This window comes from Rhodovulum steppense, from assembly GCF_004339675.1.
Taxonomy (GTDB): domain Bacteria; phylum Pseudomonadota; class Alphaproteobacteria; order Rhodobacterales; family Rhodobacteraceae; genus Rhodovulum; species Rhodovulum steppense.
On the sequence record NZ_SLVM01000009.1, the window covers coordinates 17,747 to 38,431 of the forward strand.

At 67.3% G+C, this 20,685-nt stretch carries 25 protein-coding genes and 1 tRNA gene; 9 read left to right on the forward strand and 17 right to left on the reverse strand.

Features of this window, described 5'->3' with window-relative positions; translation table 11 throughout:
• Positions 1-86 precede the first annotated feature (86 nt).
• From EV216_RS07470 to dusB, 3 genes are read right to left on the reverse strand one after another with little or no spacing between them, the layout of a single operon-like run.
• Entirely contained in the window at positions 87-1,457 is a 1,371-nt protein-coding gene (locus EV216_RS07470; RefSeq protein WP_132694438.1) for a response regulator, read from the reverse strand.
• A complete protein-coding gene (locus tag EV216_RS07475; protein ID WP_132694439.1) occupies positions 1,457-2,551 on the reverse strand; it encodes a two-component system sensor histidine kinase NtrB in 1,095 nt (364 codons plus the stop codon). The genes EV216_RS07470 and EV216_RS07475 overlap by 1 nt, the downstream gene beginning before the upstream one ends.
• A complete protein-coding gene (gene dusB, locus EV216_RS07480) occupies positions 2,548-3,522 on the reverse strand; it encodes a tRNA dihydrouridine synthase DusB (protein ID WP_424511175.1) in 975 nt (324 codons plus the stop codon). Before dusB ends, EV216_RS07475 begins: the two co-directional genes overlap by 4 nt.
• A 200-nt stretch (positions 3,523-3,722) precedes the next feature.
• On the opposite strand from dusB, the gene EV216_RS07485 reads away from it, so the two are divergent.
• The 3 genes from EV216_RS07485 to EV216_RS07495 are packed head-to-tail and all read left to right on the forward strand — an operon-like array spanning position 3,723 to position 5,832.
• A complete protein-coding gene (locus tag EV216_RS07485) occupies positions 3,723-4,868 on the forward strand; it encodes a bifunctional 2-C-methyl-D-erythritol 4-phosphate cytidylyltransferase/2-C-methyl-D-erythritol 2,4-cyclodiphosphate synthase (RefSeq protein ID WP_132694441.1) in 1,146 nt (381 codons plus the stop codon).
• Complete coding sequence (locus EV216_RS07490) at positions 4,865-5,359, forward strand: phosphatidylglycerophosphatase A family protein (RefSeq protein ID WP_132694442.1); 495 nt, start codon at positions 4,865-4,867, stop codon at positions 5,357-5,359. Before EV216_RS07485 ends, EV216_RS07490 begins: the two co-directional genes overlap by 4 nt.
• Positions 5,356-5,832 (forward strand): CinA family protein, encoded by a 477-nt coding sequence (locus tag EV216_RS07495; protein WP_132694443.1) that lies wholly within the window; start codon positions 5,356-5,358, stop codon positions 5,830-5,832. Before EV216_RS07490 ends, EV216_RS07495 begins: the two co-directional genes overlap by 4 nt.
• On the opposite strand, the gene EV216_RS07500 is transcribed toward EV216_RS07495, so the two are convergent.
• Both EV216_RS07500 and EV216_RS07505 read right to left on the reverse strand, forming a co-directional pair.
• On the reverse strand, positions 5,829-7,121 hold the full coding sequence (locus EV216_RS07500; RefSeq protein WP_132694444.1) for an MmgE/PrpD family protein: 1,293 nt from the start codon (positions 7,119-7,121) through the stop codon (positions 5,829-5,831). The two genes, EV216_RS07495 and EV216_RS07500, sit on opposite strands and share 4 nt — an antisense overlap.
• A gap of 37 nt (positions 7,122-7,158) precedes the next feature.
• The gene (locus tag EV216_RS07505) at positions 7,159-7,617 is read right to left on the reverse strand and encodes a type II toxin-antitoxin system RatA family toxin (protein WP_132694445.1); all 459 of its coding nucleotides are present in this window, start codon (positions 7,615-7,617) and stop codon (positions 7,159-7,161) included.
• Positions 7,618-7,686: 69 nt separating this feature from the next.
• On the opposite strand from EV216_RS07505, the gene hpt reads away from it, so the two are divergent.
• The 3 genes from hpt (at position 7,687) to EV216_RS07520 (ending at position 9,134) form a co-directional block, all read left to right on the forward strand.
• The gene (hpt, locus tag EV216_RS07510) at positions 7,687-8,226 is read left to right on the forward strand and encodes a hypoxanthine phosphoribosyltransferase (protein ID WP_132694446.1); all 540 of its coding nucleotides are present in this window, start codon (positions 7,687-7,689) and stop codon (positions 8,224-8,226) included.
• The gene (locus EV216_RS07515; protein WP_132694447.1) at positions 8,223-8,405 is read left to right on the forward strand and encodes a hypothetical protein; all 183 of its coding nucleotides are present in this window, start codon (positions 8,223-8,225) and stop codon (positions 8,403-8,405) included. Before hpt ends, EV216_RS07515 begins: the two co-directional genes overlap by 4 nt.
• Before the next feature lie 270 nt (positions 8,406-8,675).
• The gene (locus tag EV216_RS07520) at positions 8,676-9,134 is read left to right on the forward strand and encodes an MmcB family DNA repair protein (RefSeq protein WP_132694448.1); all 459 of its coding nucleotides are present in this window, start codon (positions 8,676-8,678) and stop codon (positions 9,132-9,134) included.
• Here the strand turns inward: EV216_RS07520 and EV216_RS07525 are convergent.
• Complete coding sequence (locus EV216_RS07525) at positions 9,124-9,351, reverse strand: DUF6324 family protein (RefSeq protein WP_132694449.1); 228 nt, start codon at positions 9,349-9,351, stop codon at positions 9,124-9,126. The two genes, EV216_RS07520 and EV216_RS07525, sit on opposite strands and share 11 nt — an antisense overlap.
• Before the next feature lie 214 nt (positions 9,352-9,565).
• Between EV216_RS07525 and EV216_RS07530 the strand changes: the two genes are divergently transcribed.
• A tRNA-His gene (locus EV216_RS07530) sits at positions 9,566-9,642 on the forward strand.
• A 107-nt stretch (positions 9,643-9,749) separates the two neighbouring features.
• On the opposite strand, the gene EV216_RS07535 is transcribed toward EV216_RS07530, so the two are convergent.
• The 11 genes from EV216_RS07535 to EV216_RS07585 form a co-directional block, all read right to left on the reverse strand.
• Positions 9,750-11,081 carry a glutamine synthetase family protein gene (locus EV216_RS07535; protein ID WP_132694450.1) on the reverse strand — a complete coding sequence of 444 codons (1,332 nt, stop codon included), beginning with the start codon at positions 11,079-11,081 and terminating at the stop codon, positions 9,750-9,752.
• Entirely contained in the window at positions 11,078-11,917 is an 840-nt protein-coding gene (locus tag EV216_RS07540; RefSeq protein WP_132694451.1) for an ABC transporter permease, read from the reverse strand. The genes EV216_RS07535 and EV216_RS07540 overlap by 4 nt, the downstream gene beginning before the upstream one ends.
• Positions 11,914-12,795, reverse strand: a complete 882-nt coding sequence (locus EV216_RS07545) for an ABC transporter permease (RefSeq protein WP_132694452.1) — start codon at positions 12,793-12,795, stop codon at positions 11,914-11,916. Before EV216_RS07545 ends, EV216_RS07540 begins: the two co-directional genes overlap by 4 nt.
• A 39-nt stretch (positions 12,796-12,834) precedes the next feature.
• Positions 12,835-13,554 carry a transporter substrate-binding domain-containing protein gene (locus EV216_RS07550; protein WP_132694453.1) on the reverse strand — a complete coding sequence of 240 codons (720 nt, stop codon included), beginning with the start codon at positions 13,552-13,554 and terminating at the stop codon, positions 12,835-12,837.
• Positions 13,555-13,585: 31 nt separating this feature from the next.
• Entirely contained in the window at positions 13,586-14,365 is a 780-nt protein-coding gene (locus EV216_RS07555) for an ABC transporter ATP-binding protein (protein ID WP_132694454.1), read from the reverse strand.
• 145 nt (positions 14,366-14,510) lie between these two features.
• Entirely contained in the window at positions 14,511-14,957 is a 447-nt protein-coding gene (locus EV216_RS07560) for a tellurite resistance TerB family protein (protein WP_132694455.1), read from the reverse strand.
• 41 nt (positions 14,958-14,998) lie between these two features.
• Positions 14,999-15,292, reverse strand: a complete 294-nt coding sequence (locus EV216_RS07565; protein WP_132694456.1) for a DUF1330 domain-containing protein — start codon at positions 15,290-15,292, stop codon at positions 14,999-15,001.
• Between the two features lie 5 nt (positions 15,293-15,297).
• Entirely contained in the window at positions 15,298-16,080 is a 783-nt protein-coding gene (locus EV216_RS07570) for a 23S rRNA (adenine(2030)-N(6))-methyltransferase RlmJ (protein ID WP_132694457.1), read from the reverse strand.
• A gap of 4 nt (positions 16,081-16,084) precedes the next feature.
• On the reverse strand, positions 16,085-17,728 hold the full coding sequence (locus tag EV216_RS07575; RefSeq protein WP_132694458.1) for a CTP synthase: 1,644 nt from the start codon (positions 17,726-17,728) through the stop codon (positions 16,085-16,087).
• Between the two features lie 201 nt (positions 17,729-17,929).
• On the reverse strand, positions 17,930-18,313 hold the full coding sequence (secG, locus tag EV216_RS07580) for a preprotein translocase subunit SecG (RefSeq protein WP_132694459.1): 384 nt from the start codon (positions 18,311-18,313) through the stop codon (positions 17,930-17,932).
• A gap of 65 nt (positions 18,314-18,378) precedes the next feature.
• Positions 18,379-18,798 (reverse strand): DUF6524 family protein, encoded by a 420-nt coding sequence (locus tag EV216_RS07585; protein ID WP_132694460.1) that lies wholly within the window; start codon positions 18,796-18,798, stop codon positions 18,379-18,381.
• Positions 18,799-19,052: 254 nt separating this feature from the next.
• Here EV216_RS07585 and EV216_RS07590 point away from each other — a divergent pair, with 254 nt between their 5' ends.
• Together EV216_RS07590 and EV216_RS07595 are read left to right on the forward strand one after the other, a co-directional pair.
• A complete protein-coding gene (locus EV216_RS07590; RefSeq protein WP_132694461.1) occupies positions 19,053-20,345 on the forward strand; it encodes an adenylosuccinate synthase in 1,293 nt (430 codons plus the stop codon).
• Positions 20,345-20,647, forward strand: coding sequence for a DUF2842 domain-containing protein (locus tag EV216_RS07595; protein WP_132694462.1), 303 nt, complete (start codon positions 20,345-20,347; stop codon positions 20,645-20,647). The genes EV216_RS07590 and EV216_RS07595 overlap by 1 nt, the downstream gene beginning before the upstream one ends.
• Positions 20,648-20,685: the final 38 nt, after the last annotated feature.

Below are 20,685 nucleotides of genomic sequence, written 5' to 3' on the forward strand. Positions count from 1 at the left end.
TGTCGTTGTGCCGCGGGACGCACGGCTTCGCTACCCGACGCGCGCCCCGCGGAAATGCGGATTAGACGCAACGCCCTGTTGCGAAATTACATCAACTTGCGGCGGCGTGTCACGCGGATATCGAGATCGGTGATCTTTTTCCTCAAGGTATTGCGGTTGATGCCCAGCAGATCGGCACATTTGGCCTGATTGCCGCCGGTCGCGTCTAGCGCGATCTCGATCAGGGGCATTTCAACCTCACGCAGTATCCGTGAATACAGCCCTGGAGGCGGCAGCACACCGCCATGCAGGTCGAAATAGCGCCGCAGGTGCCTGCCGACCGAGGCGGACAGCTTTTCGCCTTCGCCGCCGCCCACCAGCGGTTCGATCTCGGGCTGGTTGCCCAGAACCGACTCGACCTCGGTGCGGGTGATGATCTCTTCGGGGCTGGTGACGACAAGGCGGCGAATGGTGTGTTCCAACTGCCGCACGTTTCCGGGCCAGCTATAGGCGCGGATCAGGTCCATTGCATCCGCGGCGAGGGTCCGGCGCGCGGCGCCGTCGCGTTCGGCACGGGCCAGGAAATGCTCGGTCAGCAGCGGGATGTCGTCCACCCGTTCGCGCAAGGACGGCACGGCGACGGTGACCCCGCCCAGGCGGTAAAACAGATCCTGGCGGAACAGGCCCGCCTCCATCCGGCCCATCAGATCGGTCTGGCTGGTGGCCATGACCCGTGGCGCGGTATCCCCGAAGGCGTCCAGCATACGCACGATGCGTGCCTGCGCATCTTCGGTCAGATCCGCCACCTCGTCGAACAGGATCGATCCGCCACGGGCGCGCGCGGCCAGCGCCGAGGGGCCATCTGCGCCCTCGAGGTCGGGGGTTGTCGCGATCACGAAGGGCAGTGAGCGGCGGTCGGAAAAGTCGTGGATCGCGCGGGCGATCAGCGACTTGCCGGTGCCCGACTCGCCGGTGATCAGAACCGGCAGATCGGCATTCATCACCCGCGCCACAAGCCGGTACAGCGCCTGCATCTGCGGCGTGCGGCCGACCAGCGGCAGGTCGTCCTCGTCGCGCGGCGGCTCGACGCTTTCGGTGCGGCTGCGCACCCGGCGCTTGGTTTCCAGCGCGCGGGCCGCCCGCTTCATCAGGTCGGGCAGGTCAAAAGGCTTGGGCAGGTAGTCATAGGCCTCGGCCTCCGCGGCCTGGATCGCCGTCATGATGGTGTTCTGCGCCGAGATCACGATCACCGGCAGGCCCGGCCGCTCCTGCCCGATCTTGGGCAGCATTTCCAGCCCGTTGCCGTCGGGCATGATGACGTCCGAGATCACCAGATCGCCCTTTCCCTCGGACACCCAGCGCATCAGCGTGGTCAGCGACGAGGTCGCATGCACCTTGCAACCCGCCCGCGTCAATGCCTGGGTCAGAACGGTGCGGATCGTGCGGTCGTCATCGGCGACAAGAACGGTGCCGTCCATCAGCTGTCATCCTCTTGGGGGTTGGGCTCTTGGGGTTTGGGTGCGACGGGCAGCGAGACGCGGAACACGGTGCGCCCGGGCACCGAGTCGACCGCGATCCAGCCGCCATGGTCATTGATGATCTTGGATACCAGCGCGAGGCCCAGGCCGGTGCCGTTCTCGCGGCCCGAGATGAAGGGCTCGAACACGTCGCCCGCGATGTCGGGCGGCAGGCCGGGGCCGTCATCCACGACCTCGACCTGCAGCGGCACAGGCACGCCCGGGCCTTCGGGGTGGCGCAGCCGCAATGCGAGATCGAAGAAGGTGCGCAGCCGGATCGTGCCCCCCCTTTGCGGGGCGGCCTGGGCGGCATTGCGGATCAGGTTGGTGAAGACCTGGATAAGCTGGTCGGCATCGGCCCAGGTCGCGGGCAGCGAGGGGTCGTATTCCTCCTCGATCTTCATATGCGCGGCATAGCTGACCAGCGCGGATTTGCGCGCCCGGTCGAGAATGTCGTGGATGTTCACCGCCTTGCAGTTCGGCGGGCTGAGATTGCCGAATTGTTCGACCTGATCCAGCAGCTTCACGATCCGTCGGCTTTCGGCCACGATCAGGTCGGTCAGTTCCAGATCGCCGTTGCGCAGGTTCATCGACAACAGTTGCGCCGCCCCGGTGATGCCCGCCAGCGGGTTCTTGATCTCGTGGGCCAGCATCTCGGCCATGCCGATCGCCGATTTCGCCGCCGTCTTGACCGAATGTGCCCGGCCCAGCCGCCCGGCGATCTCGCGCGGGCTGACCAGCAGCAGCAGATGATCCTGCCCGTCATTCATCGGCGCGATCTGAAGGTTGCACTCGACCGGCGGGCGGGTGCCTGCGGTCACGTCGACATCGTTGATGAACAGCGGCGCCCGGTTTGCCCTCACCCGGGCAAAGGCGTCGTCGAGCGGGGCATCCACCGCCAGTCGGTCGAAGACCGGGGCATCGCGCAGCGCCCTGATCGTGGCATTGGTGAAGATTTCCGCCGCCGGGTTGATCGCGGCGATCCGGTCCCCGGCATCCAGCAGGAAGGCCGGGATCGGCAGCGCTGTCCAGATCGCGTCCTTGTCCAGCGTCATGCCGCCGCCCTCTCGCTGCGGCCTGCCATCGCATCGGGGATCAGGGCCAGCACCCGGCCCGGATCGCGTTCGGTCAGCACCGCCTGGCGCAGGGCAGGGGGCGTGCCCGCCTCGTCCATGTACCAACCCAGATGCTTGCGGATCACCCGCGCGCCCAGCGTGCGGCCGTAAAAGGACAGCGACGCCTCGTAATGGCCCGCCACCATGTCGGCGAAGGCTGCGCCGGTCGGTGCGGCCGGGGCGGGCCGTCCGGCCAGCGCCGCGGCGATCCGCGCCAGAACCCAGGGTCGGCCCTGCGCGCCGCGCCCCACCATCACCCCGTCCGCGCCCGAGGCCTCCAGCGCCGCGCGCGCCGTGGCGGGATCGACGATATCGCCATTGGCCACCACCGGCACCGACACGGCCTGTTTCACCGCGCGGATCGCAGTCCAGTCGGCCCGGCCGGAATAGAACTGGCAGCGGGTGCGGCCGTGAATGGTGATCATCCGCACCCCCGCCGCCTCGGCCCGGCGGGCAAGGTCGGGGGCGTTCAGCAGGTCGCTGTCCCAGCCCAGTCGCGCCTTCAGCGTCACCGGTACCTTGACCGCGCCTACCACCGCCTCGATCAGACACAGCGCGCGGTCGGGGTCGCGCATCAGCGCCGAGCCCGAGAAGCCGCCCGTCACCTTGCGCGCGGGGCAGCCCATGTTGATGTCTATGATCCGCGCGCCCTGATCCTCGAGGATCCGCGCCGCACGCGCCATCCAGTCGGCGTCGCGCCCGACGATCTGCACCGCGCTGGCCTGTTCGCCCAATCCCAGCGCCGCGCGCTCGCGCGTGCCGGGCCGGGCCTGGACCATGTCCTGGCTGGCCACCATTTCCGAGACGACCAGCCCTGCGCCGAACGAAGCCACGAGCCGACGAAAGGGCAGGTCGGTGATCCCGGCCATCGGGGCCAGCAGGACGGCCGGATCGAGCGAAATGTCTGCCACCTGAATGGACAAGTGATTAATCCTTGTGCAGTTGAGACGGGATGTAGCCCGGCCTCTCGGGAATTACAATCTGAGGGATAGACCCACGAGGCCCGAAACAGCAAATGCACAAAATTTAAGCGTTCAATCCCGCCCTTTTGCCCCATTGCCCCGCAGCCCGACCCCGCCTAAAGAGTCGCCGACCGGTTCGGGGGCAGGGCATGACAGTCACGGCGATCATCGTGGCCGCAGGGCGCGGGACAAGGGTAGGCGGCGACCGACCCAAGCAATATCAGCCGCTTGGCGGTCGCGCGGTGCTGGGCCGGACGGTCGCGGGTTTTGCCGCCCATCCCCGGGTGACGGGGCTGGTGGTGGTCCTGCATCCCGACGATGCCGATCTTTTCGCCGAAGCGATGGCGGGGCTCGACCTGGCGGTGACGACGGTTCCCGGGGGCGCGACACGGGATGCCTCGGTCGCGGCGGGGCTGGGGGCCGTGCCGTCGGGCACCACGCGCGTTCTGATCCATGACGGCGCCCGGCCGCTGGTCTCGGCCGCGCTGATCGACCGGGTGATCGACGCGCTGGATACCCATCCGGGGGCGGCACCCGCGCTGGCCGTGACCGATGCCCTATGGCGCGGCGCGGCGGGGCGCGTGCTGGCGCCGCATCCGCGCGACGGGCTGTTCCGGGCCCAGACCCCGCAGGGCTTCCGGATCGAGGCGATCCGCGCGGCCCATGCGGCGCATCCGGGCGGGGCGGCCGACGATGTCGAGGTGGCGCTGGCCGCGGGGCTTGACGTGGCCATCGTCGAGGGCGACGAGGACAATCTGAAGATCACCCATGCACAGGATTTCGCCCGCGCCGAGCGGGTCTTGCGGGAGAGGGACATGGATATTCGCACCGGCAACGGCTTTGACGTGCACGCCTTCTGCGAGGGCGACGGCGTGATCCTGTGCGGCATCAAGGTGCCGCATGACAAGGCGCTGAAGGGCCATTCGGATGCCGATGTCGGCATGCACGCGGTCACCGACGCGATCTATGGTGCGCTGGCGGATGGCGATATAGGCCAGCATTTCCCGCCCTCGGATCCGCAATGGAAGGGCGCGGCCTCGGACATCTTCCTGAAACATGCGGTGGGGCGGGTGGCCGAACGCGGCTACCGGATCGCGCATGCCGATCTGACGCTGATCTGCGAGCGGCCCAAGATCGGCCCGGTCGCGGGCGCGATGCGGGCCGAGATGGCGCGGCTGATGGGGATCGAGCTGGACCGGATCAGCGTCAAGGCCACCACCTCCGAGCAACTGGGGTTCACCGGCCGGGAGGAGGGAATCGCGGCGCTGGCCACGGTGACGCTGGTGCGGCCATGAGCCCGGCGCGCTTTGTCGCGACCTGGTTCGGCGTCGGTCTGCTGCGCCCCGCCCCGGGCACCTGGGGCTCGCTTGCGGCGCTGCCGCTGTTCTGGGCGCTGCATATTCTGGGCGGACCGTGGCTGGCGCTGGCGGCGACGGTTCTGGTCTGCATGCTGGGCTGGTGGGCGGTTGGCGCCGCCGCGCGCGGGGCGGCCGATCCCGACCGGTCGGAATATGTCATCGACGAGGTGGCGGGGATGTGGATCGCGCTGTTGCCGCTGTCCTTCGGCGCGCGGGCGTCGGGGGCCGACATCCTGGCGCTGTATCCCGGCTGGATCGTGGCGTTCTTCGGCTTCCGGCTGTTCGATATCTGGAAACCGGGGCCGATCGGCTGGGCCGACCGTCAGAAGACGGCGCTGGGCGTGATGCTGGACGACGTGCTGGCGGGCATCGCTGCTGGGGCGCTGGTGCTTGCGCTGGCGGCGGTCTGGCATATCCTTCTGGCATGACCAGCCGTGCCGAAACCCTGGTGGCCCTGGCCCGTGCGCGGGGGGTGCTGGTGGCCAGTGCCGAAAGCTGCACCGGCGGCATGGTGTCGGCCGCGATCACCGATATTCCCGGCTCGTCGAAGATGTTCGACCGGGGGTTCGTGACCTATTCCAACGCCGCGAAACAGGCGCTTCTGGGTGTCCGGGCCGAGACGCTGGACGCCCATGGCGCGGTGTCCGAACCCGTCGCGGCCGAGATGGCCGAGGGGGCGCTGGCCCGGTCCGAGGCCGATCTGGCGGTTGCGATCACCGGCATCGCGGGGCCCGGCGGGTCCGAGCACAAGCCCGAGGGGCGCGTCTGTTTCGCGCTGGCGCGGAAAGGCGCGGGTGTCGTCACCGAAACCGTGGAATTCGGCGCGCTGGGCCGTGACAGGGTGCGCGCCGCCAGCCGCGATAACGCGCTCGACCTGCTTATCGGCGCGCTGAACGGCTAGCGTGCCCCCGACAACAGCGCCCCCAGCAGCGCGGGGTCGGGGCCGTCGGGAGCCATGCAGATCGCCGCGAGCCGTGCGGCCGTTTCCTCTCCCACAAGGCTTGTCGCCTTGGCCCGCAGTCTGGCCGCGCGCTGGTCCGGTGGCATCGGCGCGTCCAGATCATGCGCGGCCTCGCTTGGGCCGTCTGCCGTCTCGACCGTGACGCGGGCGGCGGTTTCGGACAGGCGTTCATCGGCCTCGACCGTCACCCGGTCGCGCAGGCCGACCAGCAGCGGATCGGCGCAGGCGGCATCGCTGAAACTGGCCAGTGCCGCGGTGTCCCGCCCGGCCAGCACCATCGCCGCGATCAGCCGATAGCTGAACTTCGCCTCAAGCCCCGTCGCCGGTGCAGGCTGGTCGCAGACCCGCAGCCAGCGCGGATGGGTCGCAACCCGCACCTGCCGCACCGTGTCCGGGTCCAGCGGCATCAGGTTGCGCAATGCCTCGATCATCGCATGCGTGCCGTGGCAACAGGCGTGGAACTTGTGGCTGACGGTCTCGAAGAGCCAGTGCTGGCCCAGCCCGTCAAGCGCGCCTGCATCCGACGCGCCTGCATGCGTCTCGCCAAAGCCCTGCGCGCCCTCAAGCCCCTGCGCGGTCGAGCCGAAGCCGGATGCCGCCAGCAGCGCGGCCTCGACCCCGTTCGCGGCGGCGATCCCGGCATTGAAGGGCTTGCCCATGGTCCCGAACTGCGATTTCAGCCCCGAAGCGCGGGTCGAGACGATGCCCAGCGCCTGCACCCCGTCCGCGCCCAGCAGCCGCGCGCCCGCCAGCGCCGCACCAAAGGCCCCCGCCGTGCCGGTCTGGTGGAACCCCACCTGGTAATGCCCGCGCCCCAGCCAGAGGCCGATGCGGATGGATGCCTCGGCCCCCACCAGCGCGGCATCCAGAAACGCCGTCCCGCCCGCGCCCGTCTTTTGCGCGAGTGCAAGGGCTGCGGGCAGCACGGCGACCGAAGGGTGGCCGATATGGGCGAAATGGGTGTCGTCATAATCCAGCGCGTGCGAGGCCGCGCCATTGGCCAGTGCCGCCGCGCGGGCGGGCACGCGGGCTGCATCGCCCACCAGCGCGGCCTGCGGCGCACCCGCCTCCTCCAGCACCAGCGCGCGGACGATCCGGGAAACGGGTTCCTCCGCGCCCGCGATCGCGCAGGCCGCCCAATCCATTACCGAAAGCCGCATCATCGCACGGGCAGCCTCGCCCGGCACGGTACGGGCGGCGAACTCGGCCAGAGTTTCGGAGATCCCCATCGCTTCCCCCTTGTGGCGCCTGCCCGGGCGGCAAGGCTCAGGCGGCGGGCTTGCCGTACAGGTCTTCGGCCCGCGCCTCGAAGGCGCGCACGATGCGCAGCATCGCCTCGTTGAACACCGCGCCGATCACGCCCTGCAACACGCGGTTCTTGAACTCGAAATCCACGAAGAACTCGACCTTGCAGCGGTCCTCGGCGACGTCTTCGAAATGCCAGTAGGATTTCAGGTACTTGAACGGCCCGTCCAGATATTCCGTGTCGATCCGGTGCAGGCTGGGCCACAGCGTCACCCGGCTGCCAAAGCGTTCGCGGAACACCTTGAACGAGATCACCAGATCGGCCTCCATCAACTCGTGATCGCCGAAATCGGTGCGCTTGCGGATGCGCGCGGCGGCCGTCCAGGGCAGGAATTCAGGATAGGAGGCCACGTCAGCCACCAGATCGTACATCTGCTGCGCCGAATAGGGCATCTCGCGGTTTTCGGAATGTCTGGGCATGATCCCGTTTGTCTGCTGACAGTGGGCAGTCGTTTCTGCTAGTGAGCGGCCGAAATCAAGGGGGAAGGCATGGGCGAGCGACCCTATGTCATAGACGAGATGCTGTCGGCCAAGACCATCGCGGCCCGGGTCGAGGCGCTGGCGGCCGAGATCACGCGCCATTTCGCCGATACCGACAAGCTGGTGGTGGTGGGGCTGTTGCGCGGCTCGTTCGTGTTCATCGCCGATCTGGTGCGCGAGTTGCGGCTGCCGGTCGAGGTCGATTTCATCGAGACCTCGTCCTATGGCAGCGGCATGGAAAGCTCGCGCGAGGTGCGCATCCTCAAGGATCTGCGCGGCAAGATCGAGGGGCGCGACGTGCTGGTGGTCGAGGATATCGTCGATACCGGGCACACGCTTGCCCATGTGCTGCACCTGCTGGCCGCGAAAAAGCCCCGGCGGCTGGAATCCTGCGCGCTGCTGGACAAACCCTCGCGGCGCGAGGTCGAAGTGCGGGCAAGCTGGGTGGGGTTCGAGATCCCTGACCGCTTCGTTGTGGGCTATGGCATCGACTTTGCCCAGCGCAACCGCAACCTGCCCTATATCGGATCGGTCCGGTTCGAGGAATGAACCCGCTGTGGCTTCTGCGTGCGAAACGCTGGGCGCAACACCCGCCCGGCGCGTCGCGCGTGCGGCTGGTGCTGGGGGTGGTCGCGCTTTGCCTGCTGCTGGTGCTGGTCGAATGGCTGGTCGGCTGGCCCGAGGCGCTGACGGTCAATTCCGGTGCGCGCGGCGCCTTGGCCCCCTGAGCGGGGCGTTCTAATCGGTAGGCGGGGCGGTACAGGGGCGGGACCACCACGACCGTAAGGGCAACTCATTCCCGAGGACCTGTTCATACAGGTGGGCGCCAGGTAACCGGGCCAGGACCCGGACAGAGCCAGCTCCCTCGGATTTGCTTAAGGCCACCGGAATTTGACCCCAGCACGGGAAGGGCAGAACCCGCCTTCGATCACAGATAGGGCAGGGCGGGGGTGGCTGCAAGGCTTGCCATTTGTTCATGGATTGTTCAACCTTCACCCATGCCAAGTGCTCCGCCCCAAACGCCTGCCGCATCGGCCCCCGGCCAGCTCATCGCCCGCGGTGTCAGTCGGCACCTGCGCGATCTGGGTTTTGCCTGTGTCGAGGAACTGGTGCCCAAGGCCGGGTTGCGCGTCGATGTGATGGCGCTTGGGCCGAAGGGCGAGGTCTGGATCGTCGAATGCAAGTCGTGCCGGGCCGATTTCGCCGCGGACCGCAAGTGGCAGGGCTATCTGGACTGGTGCGACCGCTTCTTCTGGGCGGTGGACGAGGCGTTTCCGGTCGACCTGTTGCCGCCCGGCACCGGCTTGATCCTGGCCGATGCCTATGGCGCAGAGATCCTGCGCGAGGGCCCCGAGACAAGGCTGGCGGGCGCACGGCGCAAGGCGGTCACGCGGAGATTCGCCCGCCACGCGGCGTTGCGGTTGCAGGCGCTGCGCGATCCGGGCCTCAGCCCCTAGGGCGGTCCTTCTTGCCCGGTTTGGCGGCCTTCTCGCCGATGGCGCGGGCCTGTGCGGCGGCGGCGCGTATTTCCTCGGCGATCTCCTCGGCCTCGTCGGGGTCGAAATCCATCGGCAGGTCGATTCCCTCGCCCTCGACATAGATTCGCACCATGCCAAGGCTCGTCGGCCCGATCTGCAGATTCGCGGCGAGCTCGCTTTCCTTGTCGATGCCCATTGCGGCCCCCTCGGAATGATCAGGGCTTATGCGTTAGCCTGTCATCCCCGCGCTGGCAAGGGCGGGGCGGCCCCGGAAACCCGGGGCCGCGGTGTGCAATGCTGCCTGCACGCCGCGGCTGCAATCCCCCGCACCGCCCCGGACGGGAAATGGCGTGCTGATGGGGAACGGGGCTTGCATTGCGCATCGCTGGACGTTAAATCGCGCCCACAGTGCCGCCTTAGCTCAGTTGGTTAGAGCACCAGATTGTGGATCTGGGGGTCCCCCGTTCGAGCCGGGGAGGCGGTACCACAGAAACTCCGGGTTTTGTCAAGGACGCCGCGCCGCATGTCGGTCCGGTCGACCCGTCTTGGACCGGGGCGACCCCCTCAGCCTGCCATGATCCGGATGCGGTCCGCTCAGACCGTGTCGAGATAGAGCCCGAGGCGGGCCTCGGCGTCCAGGTCTGCGATCCGGCGCGCCTCCTGGCGCTTGGTCATCGCAAAGTTGCGGATCAGGCCGGGCGCGAAGATCCGCGCGATCAGCGGGCTGGCCTCGAAGGCGTCGATCGCCCCCTCCCAGCAGGTCGGGATCTGGGGCAGATCCTGCAGATAGGCGTTGCCGGTGACCGGCGGGGGTGGCGTCAGATCGTCCTCGATGCCGATCAGCGCCGCGCCCAGAACCGCCGCGATCAGCAGATAGGGGTTGATGTCGCCGCCTGCCACGCGATGTTCGATACGGCGTGCGCGCGGGCTTCCGCCGGGGATGCGCAGGGCCGCGGTGCGGTTCTCCTGCGCCCAGCAGATCCGTGTCGGCGCATGTGCCCCGGGCACCAGCCGCTCATAGCTGTTGGCATGCGGCGCCAGCACCAGCGTCATGTCGGGCAGCGCGGCAAGACAGCCTGCGACGGCGGCGCGCAGCCGTCCGGGGCCATCCGGGCGGGCATCGTCGAAGAGGTTGGCGCCCGTGCTATCCAGCACCGAGAAATGCATGTGCAGCCCATTGCCCGCATGGTCGGGATAGGGCTTGGCCATGAAACTGCCCGCCATCCCGTGCCGCCGCGCCAGTCCCTTGACCAGCATCTTGAAGAGCCACGCATCATCCGCGGCGTTCATCGCCGGGCCGTGCATCAGGTTGACCTCGAACTGGCCCATCCCCGCCTCGGAAATCGCGGCATCCGCCGGGATGTCCATCGCCTCGCAGGCGTCGTAGAGATCGGTGAAGAAGCCGTCGAAGGCGTCGAGCGTACGCAGGCTCAGGATCTCGGCCGCCTCGCGCCGCTTGCCCGAGCGCGGCGAGCGGGGCGGTTGCAGGACGCTTTCGCTGTCGTCGACGAGGTAGAATTCCAGTTCGGTGGCGACCTGCGGCTGCCAGCCACGCGCGGCATAGGCATCCAGCACCCGCGCCAGCGCCTGGCGCGGGCAGCCCTCGAAGGGCGCGCCGTTCTCGGTGAACATCCAGACAGGCAACAGGGCACTAGGCGACTCGAGCCAGGGCATCGGCACGACGCCGCGTCCCGTGGGGCGCAGCACGCCATCGGCGTCGCCCGTCTCGAAGACCAGCGGGCTGTCCTCGATATCCTCGCCCCAGATGTCGAGATTGAGCGCCGAAAGCGGAAAGCGCGCGCCCTCCTCGGCGGCCTTGGCAGCAAAGCGCGCGGGCAACCGCTTGCCGCGCGCCTGACCGTTCAGGTCGCACGCACCGATGCGGATCGTGCGCACTTCGGGATGGGTGTCGAGCCAGGCGATCATCGCACGACCTGCGGGCGGATGCGCAACCGGGGACGGGCCTCGGGCGGCAGGTGGCGGTTCAGGCGGCGGTTGATCAGTCCGAAGATCGCGATGATGACAAGCGTCATCAGGATGAAATAGCCCGCCACGATCGGATAGGCGACGAAGGGGTTGAAGGTCTTGTCGGCGAAATATTTCGCGTAATAGAGCGCATCTCCCTTCTGCTGCCAGGCCGGGAAGCCGGAGAAAAAGACCAGCGTGGTGGCGTGGAACAGGAAGATCGCCTCGTTGGTATAGGCGGGCCAGGCAAGCCGCAGCATCGTGGGCCAGACCACCCGACGAAACCGCGCCCAGCCCGACAGGCCATAGGCGTCGGCGGCCTCCAGATCGCCCCTGGGCACCGAGCGGAGTGCGCCATAGAAGATCTCGGCCGTATAGGCGGCGGTGTTCAGGAACAGCACGATCAGCGCCCCCGCCCAGGCCCGCGTCAGCCAGCGCGTATCGGCGGTGATCTCTACGAAGATCAGGTTCAGCGTGAGACCCGCCTTGGGCAGCAGCACGAACGCCTCGTAGGCAAGGAAGAACTGGATGAACAGCGGCGAGCCGCGGAACAGGAAGATGAACCATTCTGCGGGCTTGCGCAGGGCGACCAGCGGGCTGAGCCGCGCCAGCGCCACGGCGGTCGCAAGGAAGAAACCCGCAAGCAGCGCGAACAGGCCGAAATAGACGTTCCAGATCATCCCTGACCCGATCAGTGTGACCTGTTCGCAAAGGGTAAAGCCCGAACGCGGCAACAGACGCTCGCCGATCCCGACCGAGCGCAGCGCGTAATCCTGTATGGTCTGAAGACAACTCATGCGGTGGCCTTGCGCTGGGCCTCGCCCGCCAGCGTCGCCTGACCATGCGAAAGCCGCGCGTTCAGTCGGCCCAGCACCACCTCGGAAATCTTGGTCAGCCCCAGATAGAACACCAGAAGCCCGAGGAAGTAATAGATCCGCCAGTCGGGATGAGGATAGGCATAGATCGAGGTCTTGGCCCCGCCCAGTTCCCGTGCCCAGTAGACGATGTCCTGCACCCCCAGCAGGAACAGAAGCGGCGTGGCCTTGATCAGGATCATCCACAGGTTCGACAGCCCAGGCAGCGCATAGATCCACATCTGCGGCACGAGGATGCGCCAGAATGCCTGGCCATGGGTCATGCCATAGGCCTCGGCGGTTTCGATCTGGGCACGCGGCACCGCGCGCATCGCGCCATGCAGCACATTCGCGGCGAAAGCGCCGAAGACCACCGCGAAGGCCGTGACCGCCAGCGCGAACCCATAGGTGTCATGCACCCATTGCGGGCTGGTCGACAGAGGCAGCTTGGCCTGGGCGCAGACCACGAAATCGCTGCCGCGCCGGACGGGTTCGGTCCAGTCGGGGCAGATCGTCTTGTGCCGGACCCATTCCAGCGCCTGGTCCAGTGCGATCGGCACGAAGAGGAAGAAGATGATGTCGGGCACGCCGCGCACCATCGCCGTATAGCCCCGGCCCAGCCATTGCACCGGCCAGAGCCGCGAGCGTGTCGCCATCGCTCCCGCGAAGCCGAAGGCCAGCGCCGCGGGCGCGGTGATCGCAAGCAGCAACATGACAGTGCCGAACGAGGCATAGAAGGCCATGTGCTTGCCGCTGGTCAGGTAGCAGGCAAGCCAGTGAAGCCCTTCGATGGTGGACGGATCGGCGCAGGACGCGAACATGGCGGGTCAGGGGCGGCACAGGGCCGCCCCGCTCATGGGTCAGAACAAGGGCGATTCGGCGCCGAGCCACTTGGCGATCAGCGCGTTCAGCGTGCCGTCATCCTTCATCGACTGGATCGCCGCGTCGAACTTGTCGCGCAGTTCGGGGTCGGACTTGCGGAACGCTGCCCCGATGCCGCCGCCAAGCTGCACGTCCTCGCCGACAAAGATCAGGTCGCTTTCGGCCACATAGGGCGCCAGGAAATCCTTGTCCGCCAGCGCCGCATCGGCCTCGCCGTTGCGCACGGCTGCGATCGTGTCCTCGGGATTGGCGAATTCCAGCAGCGTTGCGCCGGTATCGACCACATGATTGGCCTGGATCGTGCCGGTCTGGGCCGCCACCACGCCGCCCTCGATATCGGCATCCTCGGCCAGGCCGACATAGGCCGAGACCGAGGGAGGCGTGTATTCCTGAGCAAAATCAACCACCTGCTTGCGCTCGTCCGTGATGCTCATGCCGGCGATGATGACGTCGTAATTGCCCGAGACGAGGTTCGGAATGATCGAGTCCCAGTCATTCGTGACCCAGACGCAGTTCAGCGCGGCGCGGATGCACAGTTCGTCTCCCAGTTCGCGTTCGAACCCGTCGACCTGGCCGTTGTCGTTGATGAAATTGTAGGGAGGATAGGCGCCTTCGGTGCCAAGGCGGACGACATCCTGCGCAAAGGCAAGCCCCGCCGAAAGCGCAAATGCGGCGGTGCCGAGGATCAGGGACTTCATGGTTACTCTCCCGTTGGTCTGGTTGGGCGGTTCAGGCCGCCACGGTTGCACTTAGAAACTGCTTGAGACGCTCGGACCTTGGCGCGCCGAACAACTCGTCGGGCGGGCCTTCTTCCTCGATCAGGCCCTGATGCAGGAAGATGACATGGTCCGACACATCCGCCGCCAGCCGCATGTCATGGGTGACGATGATCATCGTGCGCCCCTCCTCGGCCAGCGCCTTGATGACGCGCACCACCTCCTGTTCCAGTTCGGGGTCAAGCGCCGAGGTGGGTTCGTCGAACAGAAGCGCGCGGGGCTGCATCGCCAGCGCCCGCGCGATCGCGGCGCGTTGCTGCTGGCCGCCCGAAAGCTGCGCGGGCCAGGCATCGGCCTTGTCGCCGATCCCCACCTTGTCGAGCAGCGCGCGGGCCCGGGTCTCGACCTCGGCGCGATCCTCGCCCAGCACGGAGACGGGGGCCTCCATCACGTTCTGGAGAATGGTCATGTGCGCCCAGAGATTGAACTGCTGGAACACCATCGACAGGTTGGTGCGGATGCGGATGACCTGACGGCGGTCGGCGGGTTGGCGGTTCGGGCCGATGCCGCGCCATGTGACGGGCTCGCCCTCGAACAGGACCTCGCCCTGCTGGCTGTCCTCAAGCAGGTTGGCGCAGCGCAACAGAGTCGACTTGCCCGAACCGGACGAGCCGATCAGCGAGACGACATCGCCCCGATGCGCGGCAAGGCTCACGCCCTTGAGGACCTCCAGAGCGCCATAGCTCTTGTGAAGGTCGCGGATTTCAAGGACGGGCGGTGTTGCGTCTGTCACGAAGGGTGGCTTTTGTTGCTTGACGGCCCCGAAGTAGGACGCGATTCCGCTGCGATTGCAACGGGGAACCTACGGAAGGCGCGGGCTGCGCCCAGGATTTGGGCAGTTGCGTCCGATCCGCTCGCCCTTGGGTTTTGCGCGCCCTTCAGCTGCTGCGCCGGGTCTCGGCCCGGTGGCGGGCCAGCGCGCTGTCGCGGTCGTTCACGCCCAGCAGGTTGGCCACCAGCCGCAACAGCCCGTCCTCGGCCTCGTCACGGATGCCATCGGCCAGAACCACGTCCCACAGCGCCTCGATCACGCCTTCGCGCTCCTCGTAGGGCACAGCGTCCTTGATTGCGCGGGTAAAGCGGACGGTATCGGGTGCCTCGGCTTCCAGCGCCTCGGCCCGCAGGCGCAGGGCATGGGCGTCCGCAGGTGGCAGGCCGTAGCGGGCGGCAAGGATGCGGTCGATCCGCTCGGCCTCTTCATGGGCGTATTCGCCATCGGCGCGCGCAATGCGCACCAGAAGCGCGCCAAGCGCGAGGCGCGCATCGTCATCGGGCAGGCGGTCGGGGTCGGGCCGGAACAGCCGGCTGAGGAAATCGGCGAACATGGGGGTGATATACGCTGCCTGCGCGCGCCGGAAAAGCGGGTTCAGCCCTCGTAGCCCGCGACGATCACCAGATCGCCCTCGGACACGGGGTCTCGCAGGGCGCGGGCGGCCTGGTAGGCGGGGCTGTCATAGCAGGCAAGCGCGGCCTCGAGGCTGGGAAACTCGATCACCACGGTCCGCCTGCGCGCAGCGCCCTCGCGCAGCTGCTGCTCGCCGCCCCGCACCAGAAAGCGCGCGCCGTATTCGGCGAAGGGCGCGGCGTTGGCCGCCTTGTAGCGTTCATAGGCCTCTGCGTCATGCACGTCGACATGGGCGACCCAGTATCCCTTGGGCATGGTCTTCATCCTTTCAGGCTGGCGAACAGGGCGGTGAGGCGGGCGGCCTCGTCTTGCGCGCCCCAGGGCGGGTTGACGATGAACATGCCCGAGCCGATCAGGCCATGTCCCGGCCGCGCAGGGGGAAAGCGGACCTGATGATCCAGCGCGTCCGGGAAGGATTCGCAAAGCGCGGCGATCATCGGGGCATGCGGTGCGGCGGGCAGAACCGGATACCACAGGGCCAGCGTGCCCACCGCCCATTTGCGGTGGATCGCGGCAAGATGGCCGGGGATCGCGGCATAATCGGCCTTCACCTCGAAGCTGGGGTCGATCAGCATCAGCCCGCGCCGGGGCGTGGGCGGCACCAGCGCGCGGGCAGCGCGAAAGCCGTCCTCGGGGCGCAGATGTGCACCGAACGGGGCCATGACCTGCGACAGCGCCTGAAATTCCTGCGGATGCAGCTCGGCCAGGTGCATCACGTCGCCCTTGCGCAGCGACAGCGCGGCCAGAAGCGGCGAGCCGGGATAGGCGGTCGGGCCGAACCGCGCGCGGATCTCGACCAGGCGCCGCCGGTAGGGGTGGTCGACGGGCAGCCCTTCCTCAAGCGCACCGATGCCCGCTGCTGCCTCGCCGGTCCTGACCGCCTCGGGCGCGGCAAGATCGTAGAGACCGCGGCCGGCATGGGTCTCGATATAGCTCAGCGGCTTGTCCTTGCGGGTCAGGTAGTCGAGCATCGCGCATAAAAGCGCGTGCTTGTGCACATCGGCCAGGTTTCCCGCGTGATAGATATGCTGGTAGGAGAGCATCGCCCTAGACCAGCCGCGACACCTCGACCGCGGCGCGCACGAAATCGGCGAACAGGGGATGCGGGGCGAAGGGTTTGGATTTCAGTTCGGGGTGGAACTGAACGCCGATGAACCAGGGGTGATCCTTCCATTCGACGATCTCGGGCAGGCGGCCATCGGGCGACATGCCGGAAAAGACCAGCCCGCAGGCCTCCAGCTTGTCGCGATACTTGATGTCCACCTCGTAGCGGTGGCGGTGGCGTTCCTCGATCACGGTGGCGCCATAGATCCCGGCCACTTTCGAGCCTGCGGCCAGATGGGCGGTGTAGCTGCCCAGCCGCATCGTGCCGCCCTTGGCGTCATCGGCCTTGCGGGTGACGGTGGCATTGCCCTGCACCCATTCCTTGAGGTGATAGACGACGGGCGTGAACCGCTTGCGGCCCGCCTCGTGGTCGAATTCCTCGGATCCCGCATTGGCCAGTTGCGCAACATTCCGCGCCGCCTCGATCACCGCCATCTGCATGCCGAGGCAGATGCCGAGATAGGGGATTTGCCGGGTGCGGGCGAATTCGGCGGCCTTGATCTTGCCCTCGGTGCCGCGTTCCCCGAACCCACCGGGCACCAGGATCGCGTGGAACCCCTCAAGCCAGGGCGAGGGATCCTCGCGCTCGAAGATCTCGGCGTCGATCCATTCGGCCTTGACCCGCACCCGGTTGGCCATGCCGCCATGGGTCAGCGCCTCGGCGATGGATTTGTAGGCGTCCTCGAGTTGCGTGTATTTCCCGACGATGGCCACCCGCACCTCGCCCTCGGGATTGAAGATGCGGTCGGAGACGTCCTCCCATTTGCCCAGGTCGGGCTTGGGCGCGGGGCTGATCTGAAAGGCATCCAGAACCGCCTGGTCCAGCCCCTCGCGATGATAGGCCAGCGGCGCCTCGTAGATCGACTTCAGGTCCTGCGCGGCGATCACGGCATCGGGGCGGACGTTGCAGAACAGCGCCAGCTTCTCGCGCTCCTTCTCGGGAATCGGACCTTCGGAGCGGCAGACCAGCACATCGGGCGCGATCCCGATCGAGCGCAGTTCCTTGACCGAATGCTGGGTGGGCTTGGTCTTCAGCTCACCCGAGGCGCGGATATAGGGCAACAGCGTGAGGTGCATGAAGATGCACTGCCCGCGCGGCTTGTCCTGGCTGAACTGGCGGATCGCCTCGAAGAAGGGCAGCCCCTCGATATCGCCCACCGTGCCGCCGATCTCGCACAGCATGAAATCGACCTCGTCCTCGCCGATGCGGATGAAATCCTTGATCTCGTTAGTGACGTGGGGGATCACCTGGATCGTCTTGCCCAGGTAGTCGCCCCGGCGTTCCTTTTCCAGAACGTTGGAATAGATGCGGCCCGACGAGATCGAGTCGGTCGCGCGCGCCGAAACGCCGGTGAAGCGTTCGTAATGGCCAAGGTCCAGATCGGTCTCGGCGCCATCATCCGTGACGAAGACCTCGCCATGCTCGAACGGGCTCATCGTGCCGGGATCGACATTCAGGTAGGGGTCCAGTTTCCTGAGCCGCACGGTAAAGCCGCGTGCCTGCAACAACGCGCCGAGCGCCGCCGAAGCCAGTCCCTTGCCGAGCGACGAAACCACCCCGCCGGTGATGAAGATGAAGCGTGCCATAGGCTTGGCGACCCCCGTGATGCTTGTCGTTTCACTGCCCGATTCGGCGTCGAGCCGCCGCGGTATCACGGGACTCGACATATAGCGGATTTAGCGGGCCGCCGCAACCGGACCGCTAGATGCTGTTAAGGATTTGGGTTTTGCCTCAATCCCTTGTGGGAATTCGGCGGCGCGATCTGCCCGCCCGGACCCGGGCAGGGATCAGTCGGCCCGCGGCGGCAGCAGCGGTGAGGTGTCGCCCGGTGCAACCGGCGGAGGCGGCAAAAGCCCCTCGCCTGCGGGCAGACCCGATGTGCCGGGGTCCGGCACGGGCGCCTCGACCGGGGCGGGCGCGCCGCGGACGCGGTCAAGGACCGAGACCCCGGCGGCGTTCTGTGCGGCGATGATGGTCAGTGTGATCGAGGTGCCGATGAAGCAGATGGCGAAGAACCAGGTCAGCTTGCCCAGCGGCGTCGACGGCGCGCGGCCGGTGACCGCACCGCCGCCGCCCATTCCGAGGCCACCCCCTTCGTTGCGCTGCAACAGCACGATGCCGATCAGGCAAAGCGCCAGGATCAGGTGGACGATGAGGATGACGTTTTCCATGCGAGGCGGCCCCGGACTTGGTCTGGCGGTCTACCTAAGCCCAACGGGCCGCCCCCGCAACCCCTTCAGGCCTGAGCGGTCTTGGTCTCGGGCTTCTTGGCAGGAGTGCTCTTCTTGGCCGGAGCCTTGGTGCCGCGGCGCCAGCTCATCGCGGCGGCCAGGATCAGCGACAGCACCGCGATGCCGCCCCAGATATTGGTCGCGCTGATGACGGGCTCGATGATGCCCTTGTCGATCAGGATATAGCCCAGAAGGCCGAAGATGATGACGACAAGGAACAGGCCCACGACACCCAGCGCGCGCAGCGTGCCGATGAGGTAGACCAGAAACGCGATGGCGAGCATGGCGCCGAGCCCGATTACCAGGGCCCTCTGGTCACCTTCGAAGTTCGCCTGCGCCCAGGTCGTGTAGTTGTATTGGGTCGGGTTGTAGGCGGCTGCCAGAAGGATTGCGGCAATCGCCCAACGAAGCAGAAATCCGGACATTTCTCGTCCTCCGTGGTTATATTTCGACAGAAGCCGACTCGCGGCAGAGTCTACCTCTGGATAGTCCCGTTGCGGCGAAAAATGGCCTGCCTCATCGTCGCAGGGACGTTCGGACCCGCGGGATGGACGCGAAATCCCGCCGGTCGGCGGTCGGTCTGTGCCGCGGCGGCATTGTCCGAGAAAACCGCTTGCCTCGGCGACCATGGCCGATATACCGGCGCGGGTTTGCATCCAGCTAAGCGAGGAAGTCCGCCATGGCCAATGTCGTCGTCGTCGGCGCCCAGTGGGGCGACGAGGGGAAGGGCAAGATCGTCGACTGGCTGTCCGAGCGCGCGGATGTCGTCGCGCGGTTCCAGGGCGGCCACAATGCCGGCCATACGCTGGTGATCGGCGGCGTCACCTACAAGCTCAATGCGCTGCCCTCGGGCGTGGTGCGGGGCGGCAAGCTTTCGGTGATCGGCAATGGCGTGGTGCTCGATCCCTGGCATCTTCTCAAGGAGATCGAGGCGATCCGGGCCCAGGGCGTCGAGATCTCGCCCGAGACGCTGATGGTCGCCGAGAACACACCGCTGATCCTACCCTTTCATGGCGAACTGGACCGCGCGCGCGAGGCGCAGACGGCGGTGGCGAAGATCGGCACGACCGGGCGCGGGATCGGGCCCTGCTACGAGGACAAGGTGGGGCGCCGGGTGATCCGGGTGGCCGATCTGGCCGATGACGCGACACTGGAATTGCGGGTGGACCGGGCGCTGGTGCATCACAATGCCCTGCGCGCGGGGCTGGGCCTGTCCGAGATCGACCGGGACGCGCTGCTGGCCGATCTGCGCGCCATTGCCCCCGAACTGCTGCGTTATGCCGCGCCGGTCTGGAAGGTGATGACCGAGGCGCGGCGCGCGGGCAAGCGCATCCTGTTCGAGGGCGCGCAGGGGGCGCTGCTGGATATCGACTTCGGCACCTATCCCTTCGTCACCTCGTCGAACACCATCGCAGGCCAGGCCGCGACCGGAACCGGCCTGGGACCGGGCGCGATCGATTTCGTCCTCGGCATCGTCAAGGCCTATACGACGCGCGTGGGCGAGGGGCCGTTTCCGACCGAACTGGGCGATTCCGATGGCGAACGACTGGGCGAGCGGGGCCGGGAATTCGGCACGGTGACGGGGCGCAAGCGGCGCTGCGGCTGGTTCGACGCGGTCCTCGTGCGCCAGACCTGCGCCACCTCCGGGGTGAGCGGGATCGCACTGACCAAGCTCGATGTTCTGGACGGGTTCGAGACGCTGCGGCTCTGCGTGGGCTATGATCTGGATGGCCAGCGGCTGGACTATCTGCCGACAGCGGCCGACCAGCAGGCGCGCTGCGTGCCGATCTACGAGGACCTGCCCGGCTGGTCGGACTCGACGGAAGGCGCGCGCAGCTGGGCCGACCTGCCCGCCAACGCGATCAAGTATGTCCGCCGGGTCGAGGAGTTGATCCAGTGCCCGGTCGCACTACTCTCAACATCGCCCGAACGTGACGATACCATCCTTGTAACCGACCCCTTCGCAGATTGATGGCCCTGTCCTGGAAAGCCCGCCGCCGCTGGTCGCTCGTGATCCTTCTGATCGGGCTGCCGGCCTATGTGGTTGCCGCGGTGACCGTCGTGGGTCTGTTCGACCGTCCGCCCTTCTGGGTCGAGCTGGTGGTCTATGTGGCGCTCGGCATCGTCTGGGCGCTGCCCTTCCGATTTGTGTTCCGGGGGATAGGCCAGCCAGACCCTGACGCCCGGACCGCAACACCGCGTGCGCCATCCGCGCAGGAAGAGCCTGACGCTGCGGATCTGGCGGGTCGCAAGGATGATCGCGGTCGGCACTGAGATTCGTGTCAGGTCAACAGGGAGAGCGCTGTGTGCAG

Bases quoted from the DNA above. Each gene is read 5' to 3' on its own strand.
- EV216_RS07470 (WP_132694438.1), bottom strand. From the start codon at position 1,457: ATGGACGGCACCGTTCTTGTCGCCGATGACGACCGCACGATCCGCACC.
- EV216_RS07475 (WP_132694439.1), bottom strand. From the start codon at position 2,551: ATGACGCTGGACAAGGACGCGATCTGGACAGCGCTGCCGATCCCGGCC.
- EV216_RS07485 (WP_132694441.1), top strand. From the start codon at position 3,723: ATGACAGTCACGGCGATCATCGTGGCCGCAGGGCGCGGGACAAGGGTA.
- EV216_RS07490 (WP_132694442.1), top strand. From the start codon at position 4,865: ATGAGCCCGGCGCGCTTTGTCGCGACCTGGTTCGGCGTCGGTCTGCTG.
- EV216_RS07495 (WP_132694443.1), top strand. From the start codon at position 5,356: ATGACCAGCCGTGCCGAAACCCTGGTGGCCCTGGCCCGTGCGCGGGGG.
- EV216_RS07500 (WP_132694444.1), bottom strand. From the start codon at position 7,121: ATGGGGATCTCCGAAACTCTGGCCGAGTTCGCCGCCCGTACCGTGCCG.
- EV216_RS07505 (WP_132694445.1), bottom strand. From the start codon at position 7,617: ATGCCCAGACATTCCGAAAACCGCGAGATGCCCTATTCGGCGCAGCAG.
- hpt (WP_132694446.1), top strand. From the start codon at position 7,687: ATGGGCGAGCGACCCTATGTCATAGACGAGATGCTGTCGGCCAAGACC.
- EV216_RS07515 (WP_132694447.1), top strand. From the start codon at position 8,223: ATGAACCCGCTGTGGCTTCTGCGTGCGAAACGCTGGGCGCAACACCCG.
- EV216_RS07520 (WP_132694448.1), top strand. From the start codon at position 8,676: ATGCCAAGTGCTCCGCCCCAAACGCCTGCCGCATCGGCCCCCGGCCAG.
- EV216_RS07525 (WP_132694449.1), bottom strand. From the start codon at position 9,351: ATGGGCATCGACAAGGAAAGCGAGCTCGCCGCGAATCTGCAGATCGGG.
- EV216_RS07535 (WP_132694450.1), bottom strand. From the start codon at position 11,081: ATGATCGCCTGGCTCGACACCCATCCCGAAGTGCGCACGATCCGCATC.
- EV216_RS07540 (WP_132694451.1), bottom strand. From the start codon at position 11,917: ATGAGTTGTCTTCAGACCATACAGGATTACGCGCTGCGCTCGGTCGGG.
- EV216_RS07545 (WP_132694452.1), bottom strand. From the start codon at position 12,795: ATGTTCGCGTCCTGCGCCGATCCGTCCACCATCGAAGGGCTTCACTGG.
- EV216_RS07550 (WP_132694453.1), bottom strand. From the start codon at position 13,554: ATGAAGTCCCTGATCCTCGGCACCGCCGCATTTGCGCTTTCGGCGGGG.
- EV216_RS07560 (WP_132694455.1), bottom strand. From the start codon at position 14,957: ATGTTCGCCGATTTCCTCAGCCGGCTGTTCCGGCCCGACCCCGACCGC.
- EV216_RS07565 (WP_132694456.1), bottom strand. From the start codon at position 15,292: ATGCCCAAGGGATACTGGGTCGCCCATGTCGACGTGCATGACGCAGAG.
- EV216_RS07570 (WP_132694457.1), bottom strand. From the start codon at position 16,080: ATGCTCTCCTACCAGCATATCTATCACGCGGGAAACCTGGCCGATGTG.
- EV216_RS07575 (WP_132694458.1), bottom strand. From the start codon at position 17,728: ATGGCACGCTTCATCTTCATCACCGGCGGGGTGGTTTCGTCGCTCGGC.
- secG (WP_132694459.1), bottom strand. From the start codon at position 18,313: ATGGAAAACGTCATCCTCATCGTCCACCTGATCCTGGCGCTTTGCCTG.
- EV216_RS07585 (WP_132694460.1), bottom strand. From the start codon at position 18,798: ATGTCCGGATTTCTGCTTCGTTGGGCGATTGCCGCAATCCTTCTGGCA.
- EV216_RS07590 (WP_132694461.1), top strand. From the start codon at position 19,053: ATGGCCAATGTCGTCGTCGTCGGCGCCCAGTGGGGCGACGAGGGGAAG.
- EV216_RS07595 (WP_132694462.1), top strand. From the start codon at position 20,345: ATGGCCCTGTCCTGGAAAGCCCGCCGCCGCTGGTCGCTCGTGATCCTT.